The sequence below is a fragment of the Mesorhizobium sp. B2-6-1 genome (assembly GCF_006440475.1).
GTDB lineage: Bacteria > Pseudomonadota > Alphaproteobacteria > Rhizobiales > Rhizobiaceae > Mesorhizobium.
In genome coordinates, this window is record NZ_VFUH01000007.1 from 41,906 (window position 1) to 68,013 (window position 26,108).

Sequence of the window (26,108 nt, forward strand, 5' to 3'; positions counted from 1 at the left end):
ATTCTTACGCAATCAGGCACGGCGATATGGGCGATTTTTGGGTGTTTGGCTATGGTTCGTTGATATGGCGGCCGGGGTTCGCGCATGTCGAGACAAGGCGGGCGCGCCTGCATGGCTATCGTCGCGCGCTGTGCGTCTATTCCTTCGTGCATCGCGGCACGCGGGAACGTCCGGGGCTGGTGCTCGGCCTTGACCGCGGGGGTTCCTGCGTCGGGCTGGCTTTCCGGGTGCCGGGCGAGTTGCGGGACGAGGTCATCGCCTATCTGCGTGAGCGCGAGCTGGTCACCAATGTCTATCTCGAGCGCATGCTCAATGTCCGCCTTGACGGCGGCGGCACGGTCGAGGCCGTGGCCTATATCGTCGACCGCAATCATGAGCAGTATGCCGGTGCGCTCGATGCGGCCCACGCCGCTGATGTGGTGCGCGGCGCTGTCGGCCAATCCGGCAACAATGAGGACTATGTGTCGAGCACGCTGGACCATCTCCGGGCGCTCGGCATCCGCGATCACTGGTTGGAAGACGTGGCCAGGCGGATCGCGCCTTTGTGAAGCGCTGGCTTGCGGAAAAATCCGGCGAGGTCTTTGACCTCGATGCGGCGAGACCTAGGTTAGGCTCCGACTCTCAACGGGCGATAGCCGCCCAATCCCACCAACACGGAGATCAGCCTTGCAGAAACGCCGTCTCGGTCGCACCGACCTTTCCATCGCGCCGCTGGTTCTGGGCGGCAATGTCTTCGGCTGGACCGCCGACGAGAAGACGTCGTTCGACCTGCTCGACCGCTTCGTCGGCGCCGGCCTGAACGCGGTCGACACAGCGGACGCCTATTCGCGCTGGGTGCCCGGCCACGAGGGCGGTGAATCGGAAACCATCATCGGCAAATGGATGAAGGACCGCGGCAACCGCGATAAGGTCGTGGTGATCACCAAAGTGGGCTCAGACATGGGGCAGGGCCACAAGGACCTGTCCGCCGCTTACATCGAAAAGGCCGTCGATGCATCGCTGAAGCGGCTTCAGACCGAGTTCATCGATCTTTATCTGTCGCACTGGCCGGATCCAACCACGCCCTATGAGGAAACCCTCGGCGCCTATGAAAAGCTCCTCGCCAAGGGCAAGATCCGTTATGCCGGCTGCTCGAATCTCGACGCCGGCCAGTTGCGCGCCGCGCTCGACGTGGCAAGCCTGCGCAGCCTGCCGCGCTATGAAGTGCTGCAGCCGGAATACAATCTCTACGACCGCTCGTCGTTCGATGGCCCGCTGCGCGATCTCTGCATGGCGGAGGACATCGGCGTGATCACCTATTTCAGCCTGGCCAAGGGTTTCTTGAGCGGCAAATACCGCAGCGAGGCCGATCTCGGTCAAAGCCCGCGCGGCGGCGGCGTGAAAGATTACCTCAATGCGCGCGGTATGCGCATCCTCGCGGCACTCGACGCGGTGTCCGCCAGGCATTCGGCCAAACAGGCGGAAGTGGCGCTTGCCTGGGTCATTGCCCGGCCGGGCGTCACCGCGCCTATCGCCAGCGCCACCAAGCCTGAACAGATGGACAGCCTGATCAAGGCGGTGTCGCTGGAGCTGAGCGCCGACGACATGGCCGAGCTCGACAAGGCGAGCGGCTGAGCCGTCAGCAGCGCGCACGATCGTCCAAGACGGTCGCCCCGACCTTGCCATACCGTCATTGACGCTTGGCAAGACAGGAGGCGCGGATGGCAGGCCCGCTTTTTTCGCAGCCGGATATGTGGCGTCAGCTCGTTGCGCTGATGCTTGCCGCTACGGCCGTCATGGGCAGCCCGGGACCGGCGACGATAAGCGTCATCGCCGTCGGCGCGGCTTTCGGCCTGCGCCGTTCCCTGAGCTACGCCTTGGGGGTCATCCTGGGCACGATCACCGTGCTTCTGGTCGTGGCAAGCGGGGTGAGCGCCATGCTTGCCGCGATGCCGCCGCTCGCGCCGCTGCTTGTCGCGGCGTCGGCTGCCTATATCCTCTATCTCGCGTTCAAGATTGCCAGCGCGCCGCCCCTGGCGGCGGATGCCGGCGAGGCCGCGCGACCGACATTCACCGGCGGGTTCCTGCTGGCGGTGGCCAACCCGAAGGCTTATGTGGCCATCGCCGCGGTGTTCGCCGGCGCGTCCGCGGATTCGGGCGCCGGCGCCATCGGCACCGGGCCGAAGCTGACCGCTCTCGCATGCATGATCGTCGCCATCCATGCCGTGTGGCTGCTTGCGGGCGCTGCTTTCGCGCGCTTTCTTCGCAGGCCGGTGGCTTCGCGCATCATCAATCTGGTCTTTGCCGCGACGCTGGTGCTGACGACCGCACTGGCTGTGTTCGCTTGAACGTTGCGCGAGCCGCCATCGGCGCGCCGAAGGCCGCACTTCAGGCTTTGGCGCCGAGTTCCCGCAGCCGCTTGACCGCCGTCGGCGGCAAGGCGGGCGGATTGGGTGCACGGGACGCGTCGATGAGGAACTGGTCGCAGGCGGTTTCGGTTTCGCCGATCAGCCGCCGCATGAATTCCTCCTTGTCCAGGCCCGGCGGGATCGGCGGCAGGAAGCGCGCCTTGATGGTGCCGGGATAGCGCAGGAACTTGCGGCGCGGCCAATAGAGGCCGGCAACATGGGCGACCGGCACCACGGGAATGCCGAGCTGCGCATAGATTTCGACGATGCCGTATTTGTAGGCGGGTTCGTCGCCGGGCGCGCGGCGGGTGCCTTCGGGATAGATGATGAGCTGCCGCGGGTTGCGCGCGATTTCTTCCTTGGTCGCCGCAACCACCGCCTTCAGCGCCTTGGAGCGGCTGCCGCGGTCGACCGGGATCATGCGCATTTTCAGGATGTACCAGCCGAAGAACGGAATCCAGGTCAGCTCGCGCTTCAGAATGTAGAGTGGATCCTGGAGATAGGGGAAGAAGGCGATCGCGTCCCAGAAGGACTGGTGCTTGGGCGCCAGGATGAAGGAACCTTCGGGCAGATTTTCCACCCCGGTGATGTCGCTCTTGGTCCCGGCGATCTTGTCGTAGAGCCACATCGAGGTGCGCGACCAGAACTTCGGCACGAACCAGGCGCGATGGCGCGGCGACAGGAAATAATAGGGAGTCCAGAGGATCATCTGGACGATCAGATTGATGTAGAAGACGAAGTTGAACGCCAGCGATCGGACTTGGAGCATTGGGGGAGGCCCGGTAAGGAGGTGTGCGTTGGTTACACCAAGCGGGCGCAAAAAGGAAATGGCCGAAGATGCCCCCGAACGGCGCCGAAAGACATTTCGGCTTCGCCCACGGCCCAGCCGCGCTACATCAGCCGCGCCAGCCTTTCTTTCAGGCGCGGGGCGGCGAAGTCAAGAAATGCGCGCAGCTTGACCGGCAGCAAGCCGTGGCCTGCGTGCACCAGGCTTACCGGCCAGGGTTCCGGTTCGAACTCCCGCAGCAGCACGCGCAGCGCGCCTGACCGCACCGCCGCGTCGACCTGGTAGGACAGCACCCTCGTCAGCCCGACGCCGGCGAGCGCGGCATCGATCGCAGCTTCGGCGGTGTTGACCTGAAGCCGCGAGCGGACCCGAATCGGCATCTCGGCCTTCCCGACGGTGAAGCTCCATGTCGAGAGCGCGCCCGGCCCTTCGAAGGTAATGCAGCTGTGGGACTCGAGGTCCGCAAGCGCCGTCGGGGCGCCGCGTTCGGCCAGATAGCCGGGGCTCGCGCAAACGACACGGCGGATCGTACCGATCCGCATGGCGACAAAACTGGAGTCGGGAAGCCGGCCGATGCGGATGGCGAGGTCGAAATGGTCCTCGACCAACTGGGTTATGCGGTCGGCCAGCGTCAGGCGGATGTCTACGTCGGGATAGGCGGCGAGGAAGCCGGTCACGACCGGCAGCACATGCAGGCGGCCGAAGACGACCGGCGCGGTGATGGCCAGTTCGCCCGTCGGGGCGCTGTATTCGCCGGCCGCCATGCGCTCGGCCTCGCCGACCTCGCCCAGGATGCGGCGGCAGGCGGCAAGATAGGCCTGGCCCGCATCGGTCAGCGTCAGCCGGCGGGTGGAGCGGTTCAGAAGGCGGGTCTTGAGATGCCGTTCCAGGTCGGAAACCTTGCGGCTGACCGTCGCCAGCGGAATGCGAAAACGGCGCGCGGCTGCAGACAGGCTGCCGGCCTCCGCCGCGGCGACAAAGAGCGACATGGCTTCGAGCCGGTCCATCGATTCTTCCGGAAATTGGAAGGATAGATTACAAATATGGCATCTACATCTGTCTGATGGAAGCCTCCATATTGGCCGTGACGCAGACGACCCGGGTCAAGAAAGGAATTGTCATGTCGCAAGAGCGTCCGCCGCTGCCGCCATTCACCGCGGAAACCGCCGCGCAGAAGGCGCGCATGGCCGAGGATGCCTGGAACTCGCGCGATCCAGCCCGTGTCGCGCTTGCCTATACGGTAGACAGCCGCTGGCGCAATCGCGCCGAGTTCCTGCAAGGCCGCGATGCCATCCAGGCTTTCCTGACGCGCAAATGGAGCCGGGAACTCGACTACCGGCTGATCAAGGAGGTCTGGGCTTTCCATGGCAACCGTATCGCGGTGCGTTTCGCCTATGAGTGGCATGACGACAGCGGCTCGTGGTTCCGCAGCTATGGCAATGAGAACTGGGAATTCGACGAATATGGGCTGATGCGGCTGCGCATCGCCAGCATCAACGACCTGCCGATCGGCGCTGCCGACCGTAAATATCACTGGCCGCTCGGCCGACGGCCGGACGACCATCCGTCGCTGTCTGAACTCGGGCTTTAACCTCTCCGGGTAAGAAAGGCTACCGATGGACGCGCATGCTTTTACCAGCGACGTCGCTTTCACGCCGACCGTCAAGGCGATCCAGGCCCGCAAGGGCTCTCGCCAGGCCTATTCCCGGGTCGAGGAGCGCGGTGGCTGGCAGTCGGTGATTACATCGGACCTTGCGGCCTTCATCGAGATGCAGACCAGCGTCTTCCTGTCGACGGCCAACGGTGTTGGCCAGCCCTATATCCAGCATCGCGGCGGGCCGGCCGGCTTCCTCAAGGTGCTCGATGAAAAGACGATCGGCTTCGCCGATTTCGCCGGCAATAGACAGTTCATCACCCAGGGCAATCTCGCCGACAATCCGCAGGCCTTCCTGTTCCTCATCGACTATGCCCATCGCCGGCGTGTCAAGATCTGGGGCACGGCGCGTGTGGTGGAAGGCGACGCCGAGCTGATGGCGAGGCTGATGCCGCGGGATTATGCGGCACGGCCCGAACAGGTCATCCTGTTCACCGTGGCGACCTGGGATGCGAATTGTCCGCAGCACATTCCGCAGCGCTTCGAGGCCGCTGACGTGGCGGCGGCGCTGGCCGAACGCGACAGGCGGATCGAACGGCTCGAACAGGAAGTCGCTCGCCTGCGGCAGGCGCCGGGATCCGTCGTCACCAAATGACGAGCAGGTTCAGCTGCCGGCGGCGATCTCGGCCAACGCGATGCCGTCCGGCGTCGGCTTCACCGGAACGATGCCGCGCGCCAATGCCAGCAGATATTTATTGTATTCGGTGAACAGCACGCGCAATGCCCGCGGCTTGGTCAGCCAGCCGCCATTGTCGAGATTGCTGTTGACCACCGGATAGGGTTCGAGCTTGGCCTTGTGCAGCAGCCGGCCCATTTCCAGCAGGCTGCGCGGCATGTGGTAATTGTTGGTGACGAGGATCACCGTGCCATAGGCATGGCTCTCGACCCATTTGGCGCTTTCCTCGGCATTGCCGATCGTGTCGAGCGCGGCGCGGTCGATGTCGACGCAGCAGGAAAACAGCCTGATGTCACCGCCGGTCGCGGCCTGAAGCTGACGCCGGCTGGCGGAGGGATGCACACCGCTGATCAAAAGCCGCGCGCCCTTGCCGGACGCCAGCAGTTCCATCGCCGCATCGAGGCGCGATTGGCCGCCGGTCAACACGATGATCGCGTCGGCCTTGGCCGGGTTGGCAGGGGTGGTCAGATGGCTGACGGTGTTGGCGAACCAGCCGAAGCCGCCGGCAAACAGGGCGACCAGGGCAAGCAAGGCGAAAGAAGAAACGCGCAGCACGGCCGAAACCCGGCCGCGTCCATGCGGACGCGCCGCCAACGCCGGCATCGGTCCAACGGTACTGGTCGAGTCCCGCACCTCCATCATGGCATGGTTAATCCCGAAATGCGGCCTTTGGTAGGTAAAAATCGCAATTTGCGTTACGGCGGTTCTTCATGCGTGATCGATCCTGGTTATTCGACGTCGTCATGCTTCAGGCTGGCGCACGTCGATGTCGCTGAGATAGGCAACGACGGTGGCGTGCGAAGTTGCAGCCGTCAGCCCGCCGATGACCAGCACCATCAGCACGACACCGAGATAACCGGCCGAGCCGATGGCGAAGTTGCCGAATAGCGCAGTCGCCTGGTCGGCCTGCGGGGTCGCCATGTTGCGCGAGGACCACCAGGAAAAGACGATGAAGACGGCGACCGCGGCGGCTCCGCCGGCGGCCGCGCCCTTCATGCCGGTGATCAGGAAATGGCGACGGAACTCGCGGGCGATGAAACGCGCTTCGGCGCCGACGAAATGCAGCACCTCGATGATGTGGCCGTTGCCGGCCATGGCGCCGCGCGTGGCGAACACCACGGTCAGCACCGTCGCCGAGAGCATCAGCGCCAGCACCGCGATACCGATGGTCACCGTGGTGCGGGCCATGGCCACCAGCCGGTCCACCCAGGTGCGGTGATCGTCAAGCGATGCGCTCGGCAGCTTCGGCGTGATCGCGGCGCGCATGGCGGCGAAATCGGGCGGGTTGCTCTCGTCGATGGTGACGATGATCAGCCGCGGCACCGGCAGTTCGTCGATGTTGAGGCCCGAACCCAGCCACGGCTCCAGCAATCTGGCGGTGGCGTCGCGGTCGATGATCCTGGTCGCCTTCACGCCGGGGAATTCGCCGGCGATCTGCGAGGCCTGGGCAAGGGCTGCCTCCATGTCGAGGCCGTCGACCGGCTTGATCTGGATCGTCGCCTCGCGCGAGATCTGGTTTTCCCAGACCGAGGCGGTGTCGCGCACCAGGGTAACCGCGCCGAAGGTCAGGCAGGACAGGAAGGTCATGATGGCGATGACCAGCACCAGGGCGCGGCCGGCGATGTTCTGCGCCGGCACGATGGGCGCCATCTTGCGCTGGACGCGCGGCCTTGGCGCGGCCGCTTCGTCGGCCTGTGCGTCGAGGTGTTCGGCGGAAAGCTCAGTCATAGATATCAAGCCTCCCGCCGGCCAGGATCATGCGGCGCGCATCGACCTGCTCCATCAGGCCGAGATCGTGGGTCGCGATCACCACGGCGGTGCCCAGGCGGTTGAGTTCGATGAAAAGCCTGAGCAGGCGTCGCGCCAGCGGCGGATCGACATTGCCGGTCGGCTCGTCGGCCAGCAGGATCTCCGGCTGCTCGATCAGGGCGCGGGCGATCGCGGCCCGCTGCTTCTCGCCGCCCGACAGGACCGGCGGCAGCACATGCATGCGTTCGCCGAGCCCGACCCATTTCAACAGCTCGGTGACGTCGGTGCGATAGCTCGCTTCCTCGCGCCCGCGCACGCGCAAGGGCAACGCGACATTCTCATAGGTGGTCATGTGGTCGAGCAGGCGGAAATCCTGGAACACCACGCCGATACGGCGCCTGAGATGCGGCAGTTCGGCGCGCGAGATGCGGGAGCGGTCCTTGCCGAAGATGGTGATCAGCCCACGCGTCGGCTTCAGCGACATGAAGAGAAGCCGCAGCAACGTCGTCTTGCCGGCGCCCGAAGGCCCGCTCAGGAACTGGAACGAGCGCTCCGGTATGTGCAGGGAAATGTCGCGGAGGATTTCCGGACCCATGCCATAGCGGAGGCCGACATTTTCGAAGCGAATCACTTTCGGCGACCTGAAATTCCTAGAGCGTGATGCCGAAAAGTGTGAGGCGGTTTTCGGGCGACATCATGCTCTATCACTCTAATTCGGAGGCGGATTCAGATTTCAGGTCGATTTGACCTGAAATCGGAATCCGTCGGCGGCAAGCCGGCCTGTTCTGGGAAAAGACCATCGGCCGGCATGGTTAACCGGCGGTTAATTAGCGGGTTGTTTCGGCTCGTCACAAGGGCTCCGGTGGGGAAGCATTAACCATTTGCCTTTACGCAAAAGAAACGAAAAGCGAACGTGCTGCAATGCTGGGGCCATGATGGCTGAGGATCGAACCGCGCGCCCGGTTTCCGGCGAAATCATGACCGATCCGCCGGCAAATGCCGCGCCGGAGCGTATCCTGCGCGCTGGCGCGGCGGATATCGTCGATGCCGACTATGTGGTGGTGCCGCGGGCCGCGCCCCATGCCGAGGCCATTTCACCGCGGCGCGTGATGTCCATGCCATCCCTCGAAGGCATGGACATGCTGCGCAAGCCCGAGCCGCCGCCGGTGCGGCCACCGGCGCCGCGCGGCGGGCCGATCTTCTGGATCGCCGGTATCGGCGCCGTCTTTGCCGCCTTCTGGGTTTCCGGCGGGCACGCACTGGTGCGCCAGGCGCCGCCCCTCGCGGGCGGACCGGGCTCGGCGTTGAGCATTTCAGGGGTGACGTCCCGCGTGGACGCGTCTGGGGCGAACCCCGTGCTGTTCGTCGACGGCGAGGCCGCGAATGACGGTGCAAGTCCGGCGACGCTGCCGCCGCTCGAGATCCGCGTCACCGGCAATGACGGGCGCACAACGCGCTATACTTTGGGGACATCCAGCCGCTCATTGGCGCCAAGTGAAAGATTCGGCTTTGCCAGCCGGCTCGACGTCCCTAGAAACGGCGTAAGGACGGTGTCGGTCACCTTCGCGGAATAGCATGTGCGACAGGTGAGGCCGGCCCGCAAACGGCTGATGTCAGCGCTTCCTGTGCGCGAAGGCCTTTGAAAATCTTGAAGGGACGAAGAATGCCAGTTGTGCGCGGCAAGGACATCGAGGTCCTGTTTTCGGCGTCGGCCATCGCCCGACGCAATCTCGAACTCGCCAAGGAGATCGCCGGGCACGACTATCACGATCTTCTGGTGATCTCGGTGCTGAAGGGCTCGTTCATCTTCGCCGCAGACCTTATCCGCGCCATGCATGATGTCGGCCTGTCGCCAGAGGTCGAGTTCATCTTCATCTCCAGCTACGGCGCCGGCACCACAAGCGGCGAGGTGAGGGTGCTGCGCGACATCGACAACGAGGTCGCCGGCCGCGACGTGCTTCTGATCGACGACATTCTGGAGTCGGGCAAAACGCTGAGCTTCACCCGCGACCTGATGCTGTCACGCGGCGCCAGAAGCTGCGCCATCGCGGTGCTGCTCGACAAGCGCATGCGTCGCCAGACCACCCTCAATGCCGATTATGTCGGATTCGACTGCCCCGACTATTTCGTCGTCGGCTACGGCATGGATGTCGCGCACGCCTTTCGCGAACTGCCGTTCGTCGGCGTCGTCAAAGGCGATGCGTGAGGCAGCGGCAAATACTGAAAAAGGCCTTAACGGCTTCAAGAAAATAACCCATGCCGGAGCGCCGGGCCCTTCAGAAAAAGTCAACGTTTGCTCGCCAAACATGCCGGCCATGGCAAAGCTTCTGATCGTTGAGGACGATGAGTCCGTCCGCACCCTCGCAGCCCGGGCGCTCGAACGCGCCGGGCACGCAATCGACATCGCCGCCGACGGCGCGCAAGGACTGGCGCTGATACGCGCCGCGAAGGGCGGCTACGATCTCGTCGTCTCCGACATCCGCATGCCCGAGATGGACGGCATCGAGATGGCGATTGCAGCTTCGGCATTTTTCCCGTCGATGAAGATCCTGCTGATGACCGGCTATGCCGATCAGCGCGAGCGCGCCGAGGAACTGAACGGCATCATCCTCGACGTCGTGCAGAAGCCGTTCACGCTGGCCGAAATCCGTTCACGCGTCGAACGGGCGCTGAGCATTTTCGCCTGATCAGGCGGGATCGGCAGCGACGAGTACGGGGAGCTTGCGCCGTCCGGTGTTGAGCGCAAGCAGGCCGGCGCCGATGATAAGGGCGGCGCCGATCACGGTCGTCGACCGCGGCACTTCGGCGAAGAACAGAAAACCCCACAGCGGCGACCACAGGATGCCGGTGTATTCGAAGGTGGCGACGCGGTTTGCCGGCGCCATCCGGTAGGCCTGCGACAGCAAGATCATGCCGGCGGAGGCGACGAAGCCGCAGGCGGCCATCTTGAGGAAATCCGGCAGCGTCGGCCACAGCCAGGGCCGCACCAGGAATTCCAGGCTGGGATGGGCGGCATGATTGATGCCGGCAAGCCAGAACAGGCTTGCGACCAGTGCGGCGCCGGCGAGATAGGCACCGTTCTGGTAGAAAGCCATCACAGTCGAAGATTCGGTGTCGCCGATCTTACGCGCCATCAGTTGCGAGAAGCCGTAGAGCACCGCGGAGCCCAGCGACAGCAGCGCCGCCCAGTCGAACAGTCCCGCACCCGGGCGCAGCATCACGACGACGCCAAGCAGCCCGATCAACACGGTCGCCAGCGCCTGCCAGGAGACCCGTTCGCCAAGATAGGGCCCGGCCAGCACCATGATGCAGAGCGGGGCCATGAAATAGAGCGCCACGGCATCGGCCAGGGGCAAGGCGGCGATGGCGAGGTAGTACATGGTGTAGGAGGTGAACTGAATGAAGGCGCGCATGGTCAGCATGCCGAACCGCCGCGACAGGATCGCTCGCAGCCCGACATCGGCATGGACGAGGACAATCAGGATCGGCAGGGCGACGATCGCGCGGATGGCCATCACCTCGGTCACGGAGTAGCCGCCCGACACCGCCTTGACGAGCGGGTCTTGCAGCGAGAAGACCAACACGCCCAGGCACAGGCTCAGCATGCCGAGCACCATCCGATTGCGCATGAGGATCCCAAGCTCCCGTACCAGGGCGCAAGCAAGCTTGCAGCAAGCTAAAAAGAACCCGCCACCGTTTCGGGCAGCGGGCATGAGTGAGGACTCTTGATTGGGCCGTGGCCGAATCCTCAGCCACATATCCAATGGGTGTAGCAACTATCATCCCGTGTTTGACATGTTGCAAACGAATTGGAATGATACCAGCAATCAAAATTCCTTATGGCGGACGGGATGCGACCCACTCTCGACAGCGATCTCCTGCGCACCTTCGTGGCCATTGTCGAAGCAGGCAATTTCACCAAGGCGGCCGAGCAGGCCGGCCGCACCCAATCGGCGGTTTCGATGCAGATGAAGAAGCTCGAAAGCGTCATCGGCGACAGCCTGTTCGAGCGCGGGTCGCGCGGCGTGGCGCTGACGCGGCGCGGCGGCGAGCTGATTGTCAATGCCCGCCGCATCGTCTCACTGCTCGACGAGACGGCCGCGTCGATGGCGGCGGCGCCGCTCGGCGGGCCGGTGCGGATCGGCATTCCGGAAGAATACGGCCATGCCATCCTGTCGCGCGCGCTCGGCGCGTTCTCGAAGCGGCACACCAAGGTCGAGGTCACCGTGCGCTATGCCCATTCGGGGGCGCAGATAGCGGCGCTTGCCGCCGGCGAACTCGATCTTTGCGTGGTGTTCGAATGGCAGGATCCTTCAGGCGGCGAAGTGCTGATGCATGATCCGACGGTGTGGGTGACATCGATCCTGCATAACATGCATGAGGAGCGTCCGGTGCCGATCGCTCTCTATAACCGGGCCGGCTGGTGCAAGGATTTCGCCATCAAATCGCTCGAGCAGCGCGGGCTCGGCTATCGTGTCGCCTACACCAGCGACACGACCGGCGGCCTGAAGCTTGCCGTCACCTCGGGACTGGCGATCGCACCGATTTCGCGCAGCAACATTCCGGACGGCTGCCGCGAGTTGACGTCCGCCGACGGTTTCGGCGACATCGATTCCTCGAATGTGGTGATGCATCGCAACCCGAATGCGTCGGGCGAGGCGATCGACGGCATGCAAGAGGCGATCCGCGAGGCGTTCGTCAACAGGCAGACTCAGCCGGCCGCATCCTCGTAGAAATGCAGCCGGTTGCCGAACGGATCGGCAACCGACACCTCGCGGGTCTTCCACGGCGTCTTTTCCAGGCCCGGCCTGGCGAAACGGTATGCTCTGCCGATCAGTTCGCGATGCAGGGCGGCGATGTCCTCGACCTTGATGCGCATGGCGATGCCGGGCGCGCCGTCGCCATGGTGTTCGCTCAGATGCAGGATGCAGCCGTCACGGCCGACCGCCATGTAAAGCGGCGCGTTGTCGTCAAAGCGGTGCTCCCACAGCACCTGGAAGCCGAGGAAGCCGACGTAAAACTCGTGGGCCTTGGCAATGTCGAAGATGCGCAGGATGGGCGTCACTGTGCCGAGTTTGGGCATGATGTTGCAGCCGCTCCCAGCGGATGCCGCGGCGGCGATCCCTATTTCAGTTCCAGCAGCCGTTCCAGATAGCTGCGCTCGATATCGGGGCTGAGCGCATTGCCGAGCCGCTTGCGGATCGCTTCCAGGATCTGGCGGGCGCGCTGCACGTCGATCTCGTCCGGCACCTTCACCGAATCGCCGAAATCGGGACCCTGGCTGGCACGCGGCCGGCCGAGCGGATCGCGATCGGCGTTCTGCTGGCGACCGCCTTCCTGGCTGCCGCCTTCGTCGCCCTGCATCGCCTGCATCTGCTTCATCATGTCCTTGGCGCCCTTGCGCAGCGCCTCCAGCGCGCGCCCCTGGTGGCCAACGGCCTGATCACCTTCACCATCGCCCAGGGCCTGCTCGGCATTGCCCATTGATTTGCCGGCCTCGCCAAAGCCTTCATTGGGCTCCATGCCCATGCCCTCGAGCCCCTTCTTCAACTGCTCAAGGTCGTTCTTCAGCTGGCCTTGGCCTTCCTGCAACTGCTTCAGCGCATCGGCGAATTCCTGCGGCGTCATCGGCTTTTGCCCGGCGAGCGGATCGCGGTTCTCGCCTGCGCCCGGTCTGTCCTGATCCTCGCCGCCGCCTTCGCCGAGCTGTTCATCGCGGTTCTGGCCGCGCTGGCGCTCGCCGCGTTGCATCTGGTCCATGCGGAAGGTGTCGTTCATCATCTCCTGCTGGCGCCGCAGGATGTCGCCGAGCTTGTCCATCTGCTGGCGCATCTGGCTGTCCTGCTGGCCACCCTGCTGCTGGCGGCCGGCCTGGAGGTTGTTCATCATGTCCTGCAGCTGCGACAGCAATTGCTGCGCCTTGTCGCGATCGCCGGACTTCGCCAGGTTCTCGATCTGGTCCATCATGCGGTCGATGTCGCTCTGGCGTAGTTCCTGGCCGTTCTGCTGCATCTGCGGGGCGTTGGGATTCTGCTTGGCGCGCTCGGCGAATTCCTGCAGGAACTGGTTCATCGCCTCGCGCAGTTCCTTCATCGCCTTTTCGATCTCCGCGTCGCTGGCGCCGTTCTTGATAGCATCCTGCAACGCCTGCTGCGCCTGGCGCAGCCGCTTCTCGGCAGCCGAGAGATTGCCCTCCTCGATGCCGAGCGCGATTTCCCAGAGATAGGAGACCTCGTTGCGCAACTGGTCGTCGCTGTCGGCCATCTTCAACCGGCTGCGCGCGCTCATGATGGCGAGGTAGTGGGACATGTTGTCGAACGTGTCCTCGGGCCGCAGCGTGATCGCATCCATCAGGTCGAGCACGCGCGGCTTGGCGTTGGCGTCGAGCGCCAGCAGGCGGCGCTGCTCGATAACGGCCCGCGCCAGCGGATTGGAGAACGGCCGCTCCGGCATCACCAACGTCTTGGTTTCGCTGCTCGCCGTATGCCCGGCATCGTCGGTGGCGACCAGCGTCAGCTTGATCTCGGCGCCAGCCCAGACGTGTTCGGTCAGGTCCTTCGAGGTCCTGGCGGCATTCGCCTTGCCGCCGCGGCGCGGTAGCGTCAGCGGCATGTCAGGCGGACCGTAGAGCGGACGCGCATCGGGAGCCTGCGGATCGGCGAGCGCGAACACGGCCTTGGCGTTGGCGGCGCCATAATCGTCGTCGATCTGGTAGTTGAGCTCGAAAGCGCCGTTGACAGCGCGCTTCGGCTCGCCGACGAAACGGATCTGCGGCGGCTTGTCCGGGATCACCGCGAAGGCCCAACGGCCGAGTTGGTCCTCGCCCGACTTCAGCGTCAGCGTGCCATCGCTCGCCAGCTTGCCGATGAACTGGCGTACTTTGGACTGCGCTGCCGGGCTTGCCGCCGGCTTGGCCGCGGCCGTCTGCGGGTCGGCGGGATCGATGGCGCGGGCATTGCCATTCTTGTCGGCATAGGCAAGCGTCTCCTCGCCCGAGCCGCCGGTGACGCGCAGCGAAACATCACTGCCTTCGGGAACGTGGAAAGCCGGCGCCGCCTGGTTGGCGTCTGCGGTCAGGAAGATCGGCGGCTTGCCGGTATAAACGGGCGGCGTCACCCATGCATCGATGCGCGGCGGCACGGCGTCATGCGCGTCCTGGGCGCGGAACGCGTCGGCTATCCGGCCACCGGTCGGTCCGAAGGAAAAAGCGAAGGCGGTGACCAGCAGAAGCGCCGCCACGGCACGCAACCCCCAGGGATCGCGTTCCGGCACGCGCGTGCGCGGCACGTCGGCGCCGAGGCTGTCGAGCCTGTCGGCCATGCGCTTCTGGTGCTCGCGCCACAGCGCCTGCGAGAAGCTGCTTTCGCGACCACTCGGCCGGTCCGTCTGGGTCTGGACGGGGTGGTGCAGCAAATGGTTGGCCGCCTCGATGCGGCGGTCGATCTCGGCGCCGCCCGGCATGCGGAAAAAGCGTAGCGGGTAGAGCGCGGCCAGTGTCGCGACGCCGAAGGCGGCGACCAGCCCGATGCGCGCGGCATCGGGCAGGCGCGGGAAAAGCCCTAGCCAGGAAATGCTGAGAAACAGGCTGGCGACGACGAGAAGCGGCAGCAGGAGCGGCCAGCCCCGTTCGACCATCATCGACACCCGCGTCGCCAGCCGGCTGAGCGCCAGGCGCCCGGCGAGACCGCGATCGCTGCTGAAGATCGGTCGTTCCGTCATCGGCCCTTCCACGGGAGCGGGCGGGATGGCCCGAACCTCACGACTCGAAGAATACCCAGCAAACGCGGCGAAGGCGAGGCAGTTCCTGAAAAACGTGAAGGAGAGAAAGGCGCAGCGATCAGAATTTCGCCGGGTTTGCGTTCGCGCCGCAGACCAGGACGGCGAGCCGTTCGCCGGGTGCCGGCGCATAGCGGCCGGACAGGATGGCGCCGAACGCCGCGGCGCCACCGGGTTCCGAGATGATCCGCACCCGGTCCCACAGCGCCTTCTGGGCGACGACGATGTCGTCGTCGCTGACCAGGATGGAGCGTTCCACGAAGGCCTCGGCGATCGGGAACATCATCTCGCCGACGCGTTTGGGCGCCAGGGAATCGGCGGCGATGCCCTCGGCCGGCGCATCGACCGGATGGCCGGCCTCGAGGGCGCGATAGAGTGTCGGCGCGCCCTCGGGTTCTACGGCGACGATGCGGATACGGCCGGCGAACCAGGCGGCGATGCCGCCGATCAGGCCGCCGCCGCCCACGGCGACCAGCAAAGTGTCGATCTCAGGCAGGTCGTTCTCGATTTCCAGCCCGAGCGTGCCTTGCCCGATAAGCGTTTCCTCCTGGTTGAAAGCGTGGATCTGCAAGGCGCCGGTTTGCTCGGCGAAACGTTCGCTGGCGGCCAGCGCCTCGGCATAGCGGGCGCCGCCGACGACCAGCTCGGCGCCGTAGCTGCGAATGCGCTCCAGCTTGGCCGGCGGGCTCACCTCCGGAACGAAGATGGTCGCCCTGTGGCCGAGACGCATGGCGGCATACGCCACCGCCGCTCCATGATTGCCGCCCGAGGCGGCGACGACACCGGCCCCGGGGACCTGCCGCTCGAGAAGATTGGTGAACGCGCCGCGCGCCTTGAACGAACCGGAATGCTGCAGGCATTCGAGTTTGAGATCGACCGCCAGCGGCGGCCGGTTGAAGTCGGCCATGTCGACGCGCAGCACCGGCGTGTGGCGCACATAGCGACGGATGCGCGGTTCCATCATCGCGATGCGTTCGCGCGTTATGGTGTTGCCGTTGGTCATGGCCATCTCCTTGGGATTGACAGCAATTAGTAACTTGGCAAAATGCCTAAATGCAAGAGGTTGACGTGTTCAAGGCGATTGCCAACGAACGAAGGCTGCGGATCCTCGACTGGCTGAAGGATCCGCGCGCGCATTTCCCGGCCCAGGCGGATGGCGATCTGGTCGAGGACGGCGTCTGTGCGCTGCTGATCGCCGAAAAGCTCGGCATTACCCAGGCGACGCTCAGCGAGCACATGCGTGTGCTCACGCAGGCAGGGCTGTTACGGGCCAAGCGCATCAAGCAATGGACATTCTATCGCCGCGACGAGGACAGGATCGCCGAGACAAGAGCGCTCATCCAGAACCGGCTATAGCTAGTATGCAAGCCAGTCGGGGATCGAATCCAGGCCGATCAGTTCGTCATAGGTCTGGCGCGGGCGCACGACGTGGAAACGATCGCCGTCGACCAGCACTTCCGGCACCAGCAGGCGGGTGTTGTAGGTGCCCGCCTGCACCGCGCCATAGGCGCCGGCGGTGGCGATGGCGATCAGGTCGCCGGACTTGAGCTTTGGCAGGTCGCGGTCGAGGCCGAGATAGTCGCCGGTCTCGCAGACCGGGCCGACGATATCGACCGTCATGCGCGGCGCGTCGGCGGGGGGCAGCACCACCGGTCTTATGTCGTGGAAAGCGTCGTAGAGCGTCGGCCGGATCAGGTCGTTCATGGCGGCGTCGACGACGAGGAAATTCTTGGCATCGCCTTCTTTGGCGAAGATCACTTGCGAGACGAGGATACCGGCATTGCCAACGATCAGCCGGCCCGGCTCGAACATCACCTTCAAGCCAAGCTTGGTGACGTGCTTGCGGACGATCTGCGCGTAGGCGTCGGGGAGCGGTGGCGGGTTGTTGTCGACGCGGTAGGGAATGCCGAGACCGCCGCCGAGATCGACATGCTCGATGGCATGGCCGTCGGCGCGCAGCGCGCCGACCAGTTCCACCAAAAGCGCGAAGGCATCGTCGAAGGGTTGCAGCTCGGTGATCTGGCTGCCGATATGGGTGTCGATGCCGGTGACCTTGATGCCCGGCAATTCAGCCGCGCGCGCATAGACCTGACGCGCCTTCTGCCATGGGATGCCGAACTTGTTCTCGGCTTTGCCTGTCGAGATCTTCTTGTGCGTCCTGGCGTCGACATCCGGATTGATGCGCAGCGAGACCGGCGCCACCTTGCCCAGGGCAACGGCGCGCGACGAGAGCAGTTCGAGTTCGGGCTCGGATTCGACGTTGAAGCACAGGATGCCGGCTGCCAGCGCAAAGTCCATCTCACGCGCGGTCTTGCCGACGCCGGAGAACAGGATCTTGCTGGCCGGGATGCCGGCTGCCAGCGCGCGCCGCAACTCGCCTTCCGACACCACGTCGGCTCCCGCGCCGAGCCTGGCCAGGGTCTTGAGCACCGCCTGATTGGAATTCGCCTTCATGGCGTAGCAGACCAGTGCATCGAGCCCGGCAAATGCCTGGACGAAGACGTGGTAGTGCCTGGTCAGCGTGGCCGTCGAATAGCAGTAGAATGGCGTGCCGACGGTTGCGGCGATGTCCGATATCGCCACGTCCTCGGCATGAAGCACGCCGTCGCGGTAGTCGAAATGGTTCACGAGAGTGGTTCCGAAAAGTTGGAGCAGGGTAGGAGCGGGTTTAGCACTCTAAACCGCTCTGACCGGCTCTAGAGCAGCGGGTCGAGAATGAACTTCTTGTCCGCGACCGGTTTTTCCGGTTCCGGCGGCACGGGTTGGTGTGCCTTCTCGGCGTCCTTGCGCGCCTGCACGGCCGCCTCGTAAGGCGTGTCGAGACCGGACCTTCTGCCGCAAGCCGTAACGGCGGCAACCGCCGCAAGCAGCGTCAGTGTCACCAAAATCCTGCTTCCGGTCATCGATCCATCCGTCCGAAACTTTTTTCCGCCGCTGCTTTTAGCCGAGTTCTCGGCGCATTGCACCCTGGATATTGCCGTTGCAATATCGTGGATATTGGCGGTTGCAATATCCGGGATATGGCTGGCCGCAATGTCCGGCATCACGCCTTGGCCAGCCGCTTTTTCCAGTAGCGGATCTGCTTCCTGACTTCCGACGGTGCGGTGCCGCCGAAGGAGGTGCGGCTCTTCACAGAGTTCTGCACGGCCAGCACCGAAAAAATGTCCTTCGTGATGCCGGGGTGGATCGACTGCAAGTCTTCCAGCGCAAGCTTCTCCAGGCTCAGCTTCTTCTCTTCGGCCAGCGCCACCGCCCGTCCCGTGACATGATGCGCTTCCCGGAACGGCAGGCCGAGCGTGCGCACCAGCCAGTCGGCAAGGTCGGTCGCGGTTGCGTGGCCGGAGCCGGCAGCCTTCTTCATCGCCGCCGCGTTCACCGTCATATCGGAGACCATGCCGGTCATCGCCGCCAGCATCAGGTCGAGCGTCTCGGCGGCATCGAACACCGATTCCTTGTCTTCCTGCATGTCCTTGCCATAGGTCAAAGGCATGCCCTTCATCACCGTCAGCAGGCCGACCAGATGGCCGGTGACGCGCCCGGTCTTGCCGCGCACCAGTTCGGCGGCGTCGGGGTTCTTCTTCTGCGGCATGATCGAGGAGCCGGTGGAGAAGCTGTCCGACAGCCTGATGAAGCCGAATTGCGGCGTTGACCAGATGATGATTTCTTCCGCCAGCCGCGACAGATGCGTGGCGCATATGGCCGCCAGTCCCAGGAATTCCAGCGCGAAATCGCGGTCCGAGACGCTGTCCAGCGAATTGCGCATGGGCTCGCGGAAGCCGAGCGCACTGGCGGTCTGGTGGCGGTCGATCGGAAAGCTGGTGCCGGCAAGGGCTGCTGCACCGAGCGGGCTCTCGTCCATGCGTTCGATGGCGTCGCGCACCCGCGACAGGTCGCGCGAAAACATCTCGACATAGGCCATGCAGTGGTGGCCGAATGTCACCGGCTGCGCCGCCTGCATATGGGTGAAGCCCGGCATCACCGTCGCGGCGTGCTGCTCGGCCCGCTCCAGCAACGCACTGATGAGACCCTTCAAGGCCTCGGCGACGCGAAAGCACTCGTCCTTGACCCAGAGCCGGAGGTCCACTGCAACCTGGTCGTTGCGAGAGCGGGCCGTGTGCAGCCGGCCGGCGGCCGGACCGATCAGCTCGGCGAGGCGGGCCTCGACGTTCATGTGGATGTCTTCCAGCCTGGTCGAGAATTCAAACGTGCCCGCCTCGATCTCTTTCAGGATCGTGTTCAGGCCGTGAGCGATTTTCTCTTGATCGGCCGCCAAAATAATGCCCGTTTGCGCCAGCATCGCGCTATGGGCGATCGAACCTCTGATGTCCTGCGCATAGAGTTTGCGGTCGAACGAGATCGATGCGTTGATTGCTTCCATGATCGCGGCCGGACCCGAGGCAAATCGTCCGCCCCACATCTGGTTGCTGGTCTTCTTGTCGCTCATGGCTATAAAACCCGTGCTCGGAGCAGTTTTGAGAACATGGCAGACGGAAACAGATTTTTCCCGGCCCCGCGCCTGATCCTCGCCGCCCTGGTGGCGGGAGCGCTGGCCGGCGCGGTCGCGGTATATGTCAGCGAGAGCCAGTCTGGCAACAACGCCGCGTCGCAAGTCGCCGTCGGAGACAGCAAGGACGATGTCGCCTGCGCCGCCAAGAGCGAACGCGCCAAGAAGATCGCCGCAGCCGCCACCGGCGAGGTCGCGGCGCTCTTGCCAGCCGATCCGCCGCAATCGATGAAGAGCCTCGCCTTCAACGGCCCGGACGGCAAGCCGATGACCATCGCCGACCATGCCGGCAAGACGGTGCTGCTCAATCTGTGGGCGACATGGTGCGCGCCATGCCGCGCCGAAATGCCGGCGCTGGACGCCTTGCAGAAGGAGAAAGGCAGCGATGCGTTCCAGGTCGTCGCCGTCAACGTCGATGCCGGCGACGACGTGAAGCCGAAGAAGTTCCTCAAGGACACCGGCGTCGAGGCGCTCGGCTATTACAGGGATTCGACGATGGCGCTGTTCAACGAGCTCAAGACGCGCGGCCTGGCGCTCGGCCTGCCCGTCACCATGCTGATCGACGGCGAAGGCTGCCTGATCGCCCATATGAACGGCCCGGCCGAGTGGTCGGGGCCGGACGCCAAGCGGCTTGTCGAGGCCGCGCTCGGGTCTTGAAGAGGCTGGGACAAGGCTGGGCGCAAGCGCGGCTTGACCACGCAACGGTTCCGCCCAGCCCATCCGCGGCGGCCTGAGCCGACCCGGTCAATTCGTCGAATGCCTGGATCGGCGCCGGCTTGCCGAGATAGTAGTCCAAGCCTCGGCGTCCAGGGACTCACCTTAAGGACATATATGGCGAGCCGTTTGTGCTATCGGCCAGACGAGCCGTTGGTCGGCAGGGGATAGACGCCCTTCAATACTTCGTCGAAGTGATGACTGACCGCCGCATTGCACTCGCAAGCAAGCCACCGCAGGCCGTCGACCTTGCGAACGACGATCCGGGCACGATGGGTCTCAATGAGACCGTGTTCTTTCAGATCGCGTATGACGCGGCTCAAATAGCTCCGGCCGACTCCGAGCATTACGGCGAGCTGTTCTTGTGTCAGCGCCAGATCGGGAGTGCCCGTCCGATCAATGGCGGCCAGCAGCCATTTCGCTGTCCGTTGCTCGATCGAATGCGCGGCATTGCAGGCGACGGACTGGAACATCTGCGCCATCAGGCAGTCCGCGTACCGCGCGAACAGATTCCGTAGCGTCGACGACCTGGACTTCGCCTCTTCAAGGTCAAGCAGGTCGATGCGGAAGAACGAACCTCCCAATTGTACTTCAGCGCGAGCGTAAGCTGGGAGCCTGCCTTGGCTGACAACTCCGCCAATTGCCCCTTCTCGTCCGACCAGAGCCGTCTCGATCGCACGCCCGTCGCTCAGCACGACGAGATAGGAAATCAGGCTGGGACCTCTCGGGAAGTATGCATGGCGAACCGTGTCGCCAGGTTCATAAAGCAGTGTTCCGGTGGGGGCCGACCACTCATCCAGCCAAGGCTCGAGGATTGCCCAATCTGCCGCGGTGAGTGCCCGCAGAAGATTGTTGCCGATCATGCCGGAGTCTATGTGGGCGCGGGCTTCCATTTACACTCCTCCGAACGATCGCTTGCGGCCCATATCCCAATAACCGGAGAAATGTCCACTAGTGCGCAGACGCGCAAAGCGCGAATGTCTAAGAAGTGACAGGGGTGCTGATCCAGGCCCCATCGAGCGCGAGCTGTGGCGCGTCGGCTCCAGGCGAAATGCTAGAAGATCGCCCAAGGCGGACAACAAAGCCCTGCGGTTGAATTGCTGGCGTGTCGCGTAGAGCACGTCGATACTGAACCCGTGCAACCAGCGTGAGATATGAACCCGGAACAACCGCCCGCTTCAGGGGCCCATCCCCTTCTCCGGCTCTACATCGCCGGAGACACGCCCGGTGCTCGTCGGGCACTGGAAAGCCGCCTGAAGATAATCGAGGAGATGAGCGCATCCATTGAAATCCAGATCTTCGATATCCTGGAACATCCTCATGAGGCGGAGCGAGCAGGGATACTAGCAACGCCGACGCTCTCCGACGAATCCGCCGATCCCCCGCGCCGTCTGGTGGGCGACATCAGCAATATCGCTCAGGTTCTGGACTATTTCGGTTTTCGCAAGAAGGATGATATTCATGACCGCGACGGATGAGATCTCTATCGACCCGGTTCTTGAACGCGTCAATACAGGGATCGAGGCTTTTGACGACTTGGTGATGGGTGGCTTGCCGCGCGGACGCACCACCATCGTGGGCGGCACGCCCGGTAGCGGCAAGACCGTATTCGCCACGCAGTTCCTGGCGCATGGCATCACCGGTCTCAATGAGGCCGGTGTCTTCGTCACTTTCGAGGAGTCGCCAACCGAGATCGAGGTAAACATGGCGAGCTTCGGCTGGGACATCCGCGGCTGGCGAGCGGCGGACAAGCTTGTTTTCGTCGATGCGAGCCCGCGCGATCAGGACCAGGTGGTTGTGGGCGATTTCGACCTCGCCGGTCTTCTGACCCGCATTCTGCACGCGAGCCGAAGCGCCGGGGCAAAGCGCATCGTGCTCGATTCGGTTACCCAACTTTTCGATCATTTCGTAGCCGAGCAGACGGCAGTGCGCCGCGAACTTCTACGTATTGCGACCGCGCTGAAGAAAGAAGGGCTGACGGTCCTTATGACCGCGGAACGCAACAGTGAATATGGTGAAATCTCCCGTCACCGAATAGAGGAGTTCGTCGCAGACAATGTCGTGATCCTTCGCAATGCCCTTGATCGCGAGCGCCGTCGGCGGACCATAGAAGTCCTGAAAATGCGCGGCAGCCGTCACGTTGAGGGCGAAGTGCCCATAACGCTGGTCGCCGAACAGGGCATCGTAGCTGTGCCTCTGTCATCGTTGCGCCTGGAGCAGCAATCAAGCACGAAACGGGTCACCAGTGGTAATTCCGAACTCGACAAAATGTGCAGCGGCGGGTTCTTTCGCGACAGCGTAACCCTTGTCAGTGGAGCCACAGGCACCGGAAAGACTCTACTTGTCACCAACTTTCTAGCGGGCGGAGTGGCTGCGGGCGAACGCGCCTTGCTCGTCGGCTATGAGGAGAGCCGCGGCCAGCTTTTCCGCAACGCGCGTAGCTGGGGCGTCGATTTCGAAGCGATGGAGGCGGATGGTCGCCTGAAGGTAGTCTGCCTTTATCCGGAAGCGCAGAGTTTGCCGGATCACCTTCTGATGATCCGCGAACTGGTGGCGGAGTTCAAACCCGATCGCATGGCAATCGACAGCTTGTCGGCATTGGAGCGCATCGCGCCAGAAACCGGGTTTCGTGAGTTCTTGATCAGCGTCACCTCCTTCATAAAGAAGCGCGAAATTGCCGGCCTTTGCACCGCTACCAACAAATCGCTTGTCGGAGGCCAGAGCGCTAGCGAGCAGCATATTTCCACACTCACCGATTCGATCATTCTGTTGCGCTACATTCAGCAGGAAGAATTCATGCATCGCGGCATGATGGTGCTGAAAATGCGCGGCAGCGAACACGACAAACAGATACGGCGCTTCACCATCGACAGTGGCGGTATGCATCTTGGAAAGCCCTTTGACAGCGCGCCTGATGTGTTCGGCGACTCCGCCGTGGACAACACGTCGACATGAAGAGCGCCTTGAATACGGCGCAAAACGCCGCCGAAATGCTGGAATCGCCCGGAGATACATCTCCGGCTGGCATCAGCCAGCTCAGCTTTCGCCAGTTGATCGAAAATACCGCCGACGGGATGCTGGTGGTCGATTTGGACGGAACAGTGCTCTATGCCAATCCTGCGGCAGCCGTAATTTTTGGACAGCCGCTTGACGAACTCCTCCACGTTCCGCTCGGCCGTCCGGTCGTCTCCGGAGAGATCGCCGAGATCACCGTTCACCGTTCCGGCCGCAAGCCGGCAGAAGTGGAAATGCGTACGGTCGAGGTTACCTGGGACAGCAGGCCCGCATTGCTTGCCAGCCTGCGCGATGTCTCGGCCCAGCGATCAAGAGAAGAAAACGCACGCCAGTCACAAAAGCTCGAAGCCATTGGACGCCTCGCAGCTGGCATTGTCCATGACTTCAACAACCTACTCGCCGTTTTCGGGTCTGGCCTTCGGCTTCTGGAGAAACAGATCGCTAAATATCCTGCGGATGAGAAAGTCACTCTGCTGGTCGAGGAGATGTTCAGGCGGATCGAAAATGGAGGAGCGCTAACACAGCAACTGCTTGCCTTTTCGCGACGCCAATCCCTGGCCCCGGAACAGATTGATCTCAATGAACGTATCAAGGGGCTGACGACGCTGCTGGAACGGACGTTGGGGAGCGGTATCCGGGTGCAATGCAATCTGGATCCAGCCTTGGACCCTATCCTTATCGATGCCAACCAGCTCGACATCGCCGTTCTTAACCTTGCGGTGAACGCCAGAGATGCAATGAAAGGCAGTGGCACCCTCACGATTGAGACCAGCAATTTTCCAAATGATCTGGAGGATTTGCGTTCAGCGGCGGCTTCATTTGTTCGCGTGACTGTACGCGATACCGGCTGTGGAATGAGCAAGGACACCCTGGCGCGCGTTTTCGAGCCGTTCTTCACAACAAAATCGGAAGGGCAGGGTACGGGACTCGGGCTAAGCCAAGTTTACGGCTTCATCAAGCAATCCGGTGGGCATGTCCGAATCGATAGCGAAATCGGTCAGGGAACAAGCCTGCATCTCTACTTGCCGCGCGCTTCTGGAACCCAGCGGCAGCAGAACTGAGCGGCGGCAGACCCATTCCCGGCCAGCAGACTGATTGGCCGATGTCAAATCCGTCAGGCTGAGCGCGGGACGGGAATTTCCACGCATCGACCGAGCAAACCGACGCCTTTTTCAGCGTTGTCATGTCAGCGTTGTCATGTGCTGTTAGACGCCGTTCGTCGGTGAGGTCGCTGACCGTCTCGAGACAGGTCCCTGGTACATCAATTCAAGCAGCAAGCCGCTATGCAATCCTTTTCCGGGTCACTTTCATCCGGAAGTGAACGCTACTTTAGCCGGACATGAAGTGCGCCTGCCCGCAACAAAACCGTTGTCCGCTGCGCGCGAACGACACATAGTGCCATTGCGGAAGTGCCCCTTTCGCCAATGACAAGCAATGAGAACGGGAGACGAAACATGAAGTTCTTTGGCTTCGCGGCCGGTGTCGCCGTGACCCTGCTTTCCACAACCTCCGCCTTCGCCGTCACGCAGATCAGCTGGTGGCACGCCATGACCGGCGCCAACGCAGAGGTCGTCGACAAGATTTCCAAGGATTTCAACGCCAGCCAGGGCGACTACCAGATTGTTCCGGTTTTCAAGGGCACCTATCCCGAAACGCTGAATGCCGGCATCGCCGCCTATCGCGCCGGCCAGTCGCCTGACATCATCCAGGTGTTCGATGTCGGCACCGGCGTGATGATGGCGGCCCGGGACGCGATCAAGCCAGTGGCCGAGGTGCTGACCGGCGCCGGGATGAACTTTGACAAGAGCCAGTATCTGCCAGGCATCGTCGGTTATTATTCGACGCCGGACGGCACCATGCTGTCCTTCCCCTACAACTCCTCCTCGCCGATCCTCTACTACAACAAGGACATCTTCCAGAAGGCGGGGCTCGATGTGAACAACCCACCCAAGACCTGGAACGAGGTGTGGGAGGATGCCAAAAAGATCAAGGCGAGCGGCGCCGCCGCTTGCGGCTACACCTCGACCTGGCTGACCTGGATACACCTGGAAAACTTCGCGGCGTGGAACGATGTGCCGTGGGCCACGCAGCAGAATGGCCTGGCCGGCGGTGATGTCGAACTCAAGATCAACTCGCCGATCTTCGTCAAACATTTCCAGGCGCTCGCCGATCTGGCCAAGGACGGCACCTTCAAATATGGCGGGCGCACCTCCGAAGCCAAGCAGATATTCCTCGCCGGCGAATGCGGCATCTTCACCGAATCCTCGGGCGGCCTAGGCGACATCGTCAAGTCGGGCATGAACTACGGCATTGGCCAGTTGCCCTATGACAGCGACGCCAAGGGCGCGCCGCAGAACACGACGCCGGGCGGTGCCAGCCTTTGGGTCTTCGGCGGCAAGTCCGACGAGGAGTACAAAGGCGTCGCGGCTTTCTTCGCCTATCTGTCCAAGACCGATGTGCAGGAATATCTGCACCAGAAATCGGGATACCTGCCGGTGACGCTCGCCGCCTATGAGGCGACGAAAAAGTCCGGCTTCTACGACAAGAATCCCGGTCGCGAGACGCCGATCCTGCAGATGACGGGCAAGGCGCCGACCGACAATTCGAAGGGCGTGCGGTTGCCGAACTTGCCGCAGGTGCGCGACATCCAGAACGAGGAGTTCGAAAAGATGCTTGCCGGCCAGGAAACCGCCCAGCAGGCGCTCGACAATGCGGTCACGCGTGGCAACGCGGCGATCGAGGAAGCGCTGGGGAATTAGGGCGCGTCCGAACCTATCGAGTTATAGTCCTTGCTCTACGAGGCCCCCCTCCGCCCTGCCGGGCATCTCCCCCTGAAGGGGGGAGAC

28 protein-coding genes are annotated in these 26,108 nt (G+C 63.4%); 15 read left to right on the forward strand and 13 right to left on the reverse strand.

The genetic code is table 11. The annotated features are described in order from the left end of the window. The first annotated feature begins 26 nt into the window (after window positions 1-26). The 3 genes from FJ443_RS15940 (at window position 27) to FJ443_RS15950 (ending at window position 2,327) form a co-directional block, all read left to right on the forward strand. Window positions 27-548, forward strand: coding sequence for a gamma-glutamylcyclotransferase (locus FJ443_RS15940; RefSeq protein ID WP_140500781.1), 522 nt, complete (start codon window positions 27-29; stop codon window positions 546-548). 118 nt (window positions 549-666) lie between these two features. Continuing rightward, complete coding sequence (locus FJ443_RS15945; RefSeq protein ID WP_140558105.1) at window positions 667-1,614, forward strand: aldo/keto reductase; 948 nt, start codon at window positions 667-669, stop codon at window positions 1,612-1,614. Between the two features lie 86 nt (window positions 1,615-1,700). Continuing rightward, a complete protein-coding gene (locus FJ443_RS15950) occupies window positions 1,701-2,327 on the forward strand; it encodes a LysE family translocator (RefSeq protein WP_140525419.1) in 627 nt (208 codons plus the stop codon). A gap of 40 nt (window positions 2,328-2,367) precedes the next feature. Here FJ443_RS15950 and FJ443_RS15955 read toward each other — a convergent pair whose 3' ends face one another. Next, window positions 2,368-3,156, reverse strand: a complete 789-nt coding sequence (locus tag FJ443_RS15955) for a 1-acyl-sn-glycerol-3-phosphate acyltransferase (protein WP_140525420.1) — start codon at window positions 3,154-3,156, stop codon at window positions 2,368-2,370. A gap of 122 nt (window positions 3,157-3,278) precedes the next feature. Then, the gene (locus tag FJ443_RS15960; RefSeq protein ID WP_140525421.1) at window positions 3,279-4,181 is read right to left on the reverse strand and encodes a LysR family transcriptional regulator; all 903 of its coding nucleotides are present in this window, start codon (window positions 4,179-4,181) and stop codon (window positions 3,279-3,281) included. 113 nt (window positions 4,182-4,294) lie between these two features. Here FJ443_RS15960 and FJ443_RS15965 point away from each other — a divergent pair, with 113 nt between their 5' ends. Together FJ443_RS15965 and FJ443_RS15970 are read left to right on the forward strand one after the other, a co-directional pair. Continuing rightward, entirely contained in the window at window positions 4,295-4,765 is a 471-nt protein-coding gene (locus FJ443_RS15965) for a DUF1348 family protein (protein ID WP_140565877.1), read from the forward strand. A gap of 25 nt (window positions 4,766-4,790) precedes the next feature. Beyond that, window positions 4,791-5,423, forward strand: a complete 633-nt coding sequence (locus FJ443_RS15970) for a pyridoxamine 5'-phosphate oxidase family protein (protein WP_140658265.1) — start codon at window positions 4,791-4,793, stop codon at window positions 5,421-5,423. A 9-nt stretch (window positions 5,424-5,432) separates the two neighbouring features. Here the strand turns inward: FJ443_RS15970 and FJ443_RS15975 are convergent, their stop codons facing one another. From FJ443_RS15975 to ftsE, 3 genes are all read right to left on the reverse strand, one after another. Next, window positions 5,433-6,146, reverse strand: a complete 714-nt coding sequence (locus tag FJ443_RS15975) for a YdcF family protein (protein ID WP_140500788.1) — start codon at window positions 6,144-6,146, stop codon at window positions 5,433-5,435. A 99-nt stretch (window positions 6,147-6,245) separates the two neighbouring features. Then, the gene (locus tag FJ443_RS15980) at window positions 6,246-7,232 is read right to left on the reverse strand and encodes an ABC transporter permease (RefSeq protein WP_140664837.1); all 987 of its coding nucleotides are present in this window, start codon (window positions 7,230-7,232) and stop codon (window positions 6,246-6,248) included. Further along, a complete protein-coding gene (gene ftsE, locus FJ443_RS15985) occupies window positions 7,225-7,884 on the reverse strand; it encodes a cell division ATP-binding protein FtsE (RefSeq protein WP_027023302.1) in 660 nt (219 codons plus the stop codon). Before ftsE ends, FJ443_RS15980 begins: the two co-directional genes overlap by 8 nt. A gap of 301 nt (window positions 7,885-8,185) precedes the next feature. On the opposite strand from ftsE, the gene FJ443_RS15990 reads away from it, so the two are divergent. From FJ443_RS15990 to FJ443_RS16000, 3 genes are all read left to right on the forward strand, one after another. After that, window positions 8,186-8,827 carry a hypothetical protein gene (locus FJ443_RS15990; protein WP_140558116.1) on the forward strand — a complete coding sequence of 214 codons (642 nt, stop codon included), beginning with the start codon at window positions 8,186-8,188 and terminating at the stop codon, window positions 8,825-8,827. A gap of 89 nt (window positions 8,828-8,916) precedes the next feature. Then, on the forward strand, window positions 8,917-9,459 hold the full coding sequence (hpt, locus tag FJ443_RS15995) for a hypoxanthine phosphoribosyltransferase (protein ID WP_023677924.1): 543 nt from the start codon (window positions 8,917-8,919) through the stop codon (window positions 9,457-9,459). A 109-nt stretch (window positions 9,460-9,568) separates the two neighbouring features. Then, window positions 9,569-9,940, forward strand: coding sequence for a response regulator (locus FJ443_RS16000; RefSeq protein ID WP_181170951.1), 372 nt, complete (start codon window positions 9,569-9,571; stop codon window positions 9,938-9,940). Here the strand turns inward: FJ443_RS16000 and FJ443_RS16005 are convergent, their stop codons facing one another. Next, window positions 9,941-10,882 carry a DMT family transporter gene (locus FJ443_RS16005; protein WP_181170952.1) on the reverse strand — a complete coding sequence of 314 codons (942 nt, stop codon included), beginning with the start codon at window positions 10,880-10,882 and terminating at the stop codon, window positions 9,941-9,943. Between the two features lie 222 nt (window positions 10,883-11,104). Between FJ443_RS16005 and FJ443_RS16010 the strand changes: the two genes are divergently transcribed. Continuing rightward, the gene (locus tag FJ443_RS16010) at window positions 11,105-11,986 is read left to right on the forward strand and encodes a LysR family transcriptional regulator (RefSeq protein ID WP_140525428.1); all 882 of its coding nucleotides are present in this window, start codon (window positions 11,105-11,107) and stop codon (window positions 11,984-11,986) included. Here FJ443_RS16010 and FJ443_RS16015 read toward each other — a convergent pair. The 3 genes from FJ443_RS16015 to FJ443_RS16025 form a co-directional block, all read right to left on the reverse strand. Next, window positions 11,965-12,336 (reverse strand): glyoxalase superfamily protein, encoded by a 372-nt coding sequence (locus FJ443_RS16015; protein ID WP_140625569.1) that lies wholly within the window; start codon window positions 12,334-12,336, stop codon window positions 11,965-11,967. The genes FJ443_RS16010 and FJ443_RS16015 overlap by 22 nt on opposite strands. Window positions 12,337-12,377: 41 nt before the next feature. Next, window positions 12,378-14,972 (reverse strand): TIGR02302 family protein, encoded by a 2,595-nt coding sequence (locus FJ443_RS16020; protein ID WP_140664840.1) that lies wholly within the window; start codon window positions 14,970-14,972, stop codon window positions 12,378-12,380. A gap of 118 nt (window positions 14,973-15,090) precedes the next feature. Continuing rightward, window positions 15,091-16,032, reverse strand: coding sequence for a threonine/serine dehydratase (locus tag FJ443_RS16025; RefSeq protein WP_140565887.1), 942 nt, complete (start codon window positions 16,030-16,032; stop codon window positions 15,091-15,093). 50 nt (window positions 16,033-16,082) lie between these two features. On the opposite strand from FJ443_RS16025, the gene FJ443_RS16030 reads away from it, so the two are divergent. Next, entirely contained in the window at window positions 16,083-16,385 is a 303-nt protein-coding gene (locus FJ443_RS16030; RefSeq protein WP_140513877.1) for a metalloregulator ArsR/SmtB family transcription factor, read from the forward strand. Here FJ443_RS16030 and lysA read toward each other — a convergent pair whose 3' ends face one another. From lysA to argH, 3 genes are all read right to left on the reverse strand, one after another. Next, on the reverse strand, window positions 16,386-17,657 hold the full coding sequence (lysA, locus tag FJ443_RS16035) for a diaminopimelate decarboxylase (protein ID WP_140565890.1): 1,272 nt from the start codon (window positions 17,655-17,657) through the stop codon (window positions 16,386-16,388). 68 nt (window positions 17,658-17,725) lie between these two features. Further along, the gene (locus tag FJ443_RS16040) at window positions 17,726-17,932 is read right to left on the reverse strand and encodes a lipoprotein (protein ID WP_140500798.1); all 207 of its coding nucleotides are present in this window, start codon (window positions 17,930-17,932) and stop codon (window positions 17,726-17,728) included. A 140-nt stretch (window positions 17,933-18,072) separates the two neighbouring features. After that, window positions 18,073-19,473, reverse strand: coding sequence for an argininosuccinate lyase (argH, locus tag FJ443_RS16045; protein ID WP_140558127.1), 1,401 nt, complete (start codon window positions 19,471-19,473; stop codon window positions 18,073-18,075). Window positions 19,474-19,509: 36 nt separating this feature from the next. On the opposite strand from argH, the gene FJ443_RS16050 reads away from it, so the two are divergent. Continuing rightward, window positions 19,510-20,190, forward strand: a complete 681-nt coding sequence (locus FJ443_RS16050; protein ID WP_140558128.1) for a TlpA disulfide reductase family protein — start codon at window positions 19,510-19,512, stop codon at window positions 20,188-20,190. A gap of 191 nt (window positions 20,191-20,381) precedes the next feature. Here the strand turns inward: FJ443_RS16050 and FJ443_RS16055 are convergent, their stop codons facing one another. Next, a complete protein-coding gene (locus tag FJ443_RS16055; protein ID WP_140664843.1) occupies window positions 20,382-21,140 on the reverse strand; it encodes a Crp/Fnr family transcriptional regulator in 759 nt (252 codons plus the stop codon). Between the two features lie 261 nt (window positions 21,141-21,401). On the opposite strand from FJ443_RS16055, the gene FJ443_RS16060 reads away from it, so the two are divergent. From FJ443_RS16060 to ugpB, 4 genes are all read left to right on the forward strand, one after another. Continuing rightward, entirely contained in the window at window positions 21,402-21,725 is a 324-nt protein-coding gene (locus FJ443_RS16060; protein WP_140500802.1) for a circadian clock KaiB family protein, read from the forward strand. After that, entirely contained in the window at window positions 21,709-23,202 is a 1,494-nt protein-coding gene (gene kaiC, locus FJ443_RS16065; RefSeq protein WP_140500803.1) for a circadian clock protein KaiC, read from the forward strand. The genes FJ443_RS16060 and kaiC overlap by 17 nt, the downstream gene beginning before the upstream one ends. Further along, entirely contained in the window at window positions 23,199-24,323 is a 1,125-nt protein-coding gene (locus FJ443_RS16070; RefSeq protein ID WP_140565896.1) for an ATP-binding protein, read from the forward strand. Before kaiC ends, FJ443_RS16070 begins: the two co-directional genes overlap by 4 nt. Window positions 24,324-24,716: 393 nt before the next feature. After that, on the forward strand, window positions 24,717-26,021 hold the full coding sequence (gene ugpB, locus FJ443_RS16075; RefSeq protein ID WP_140565898.1) for a sn-glycerol-3-phosphate ABC transporter substrate-binding protein UgpB: 1,305 nt from the start codon (window positions 24,717-24,719) through the stop codon (window positions 26,019-26,021). The last annotated feature ends 87 nt before the right edge of the window (window positions 26,022-26,108 follow it).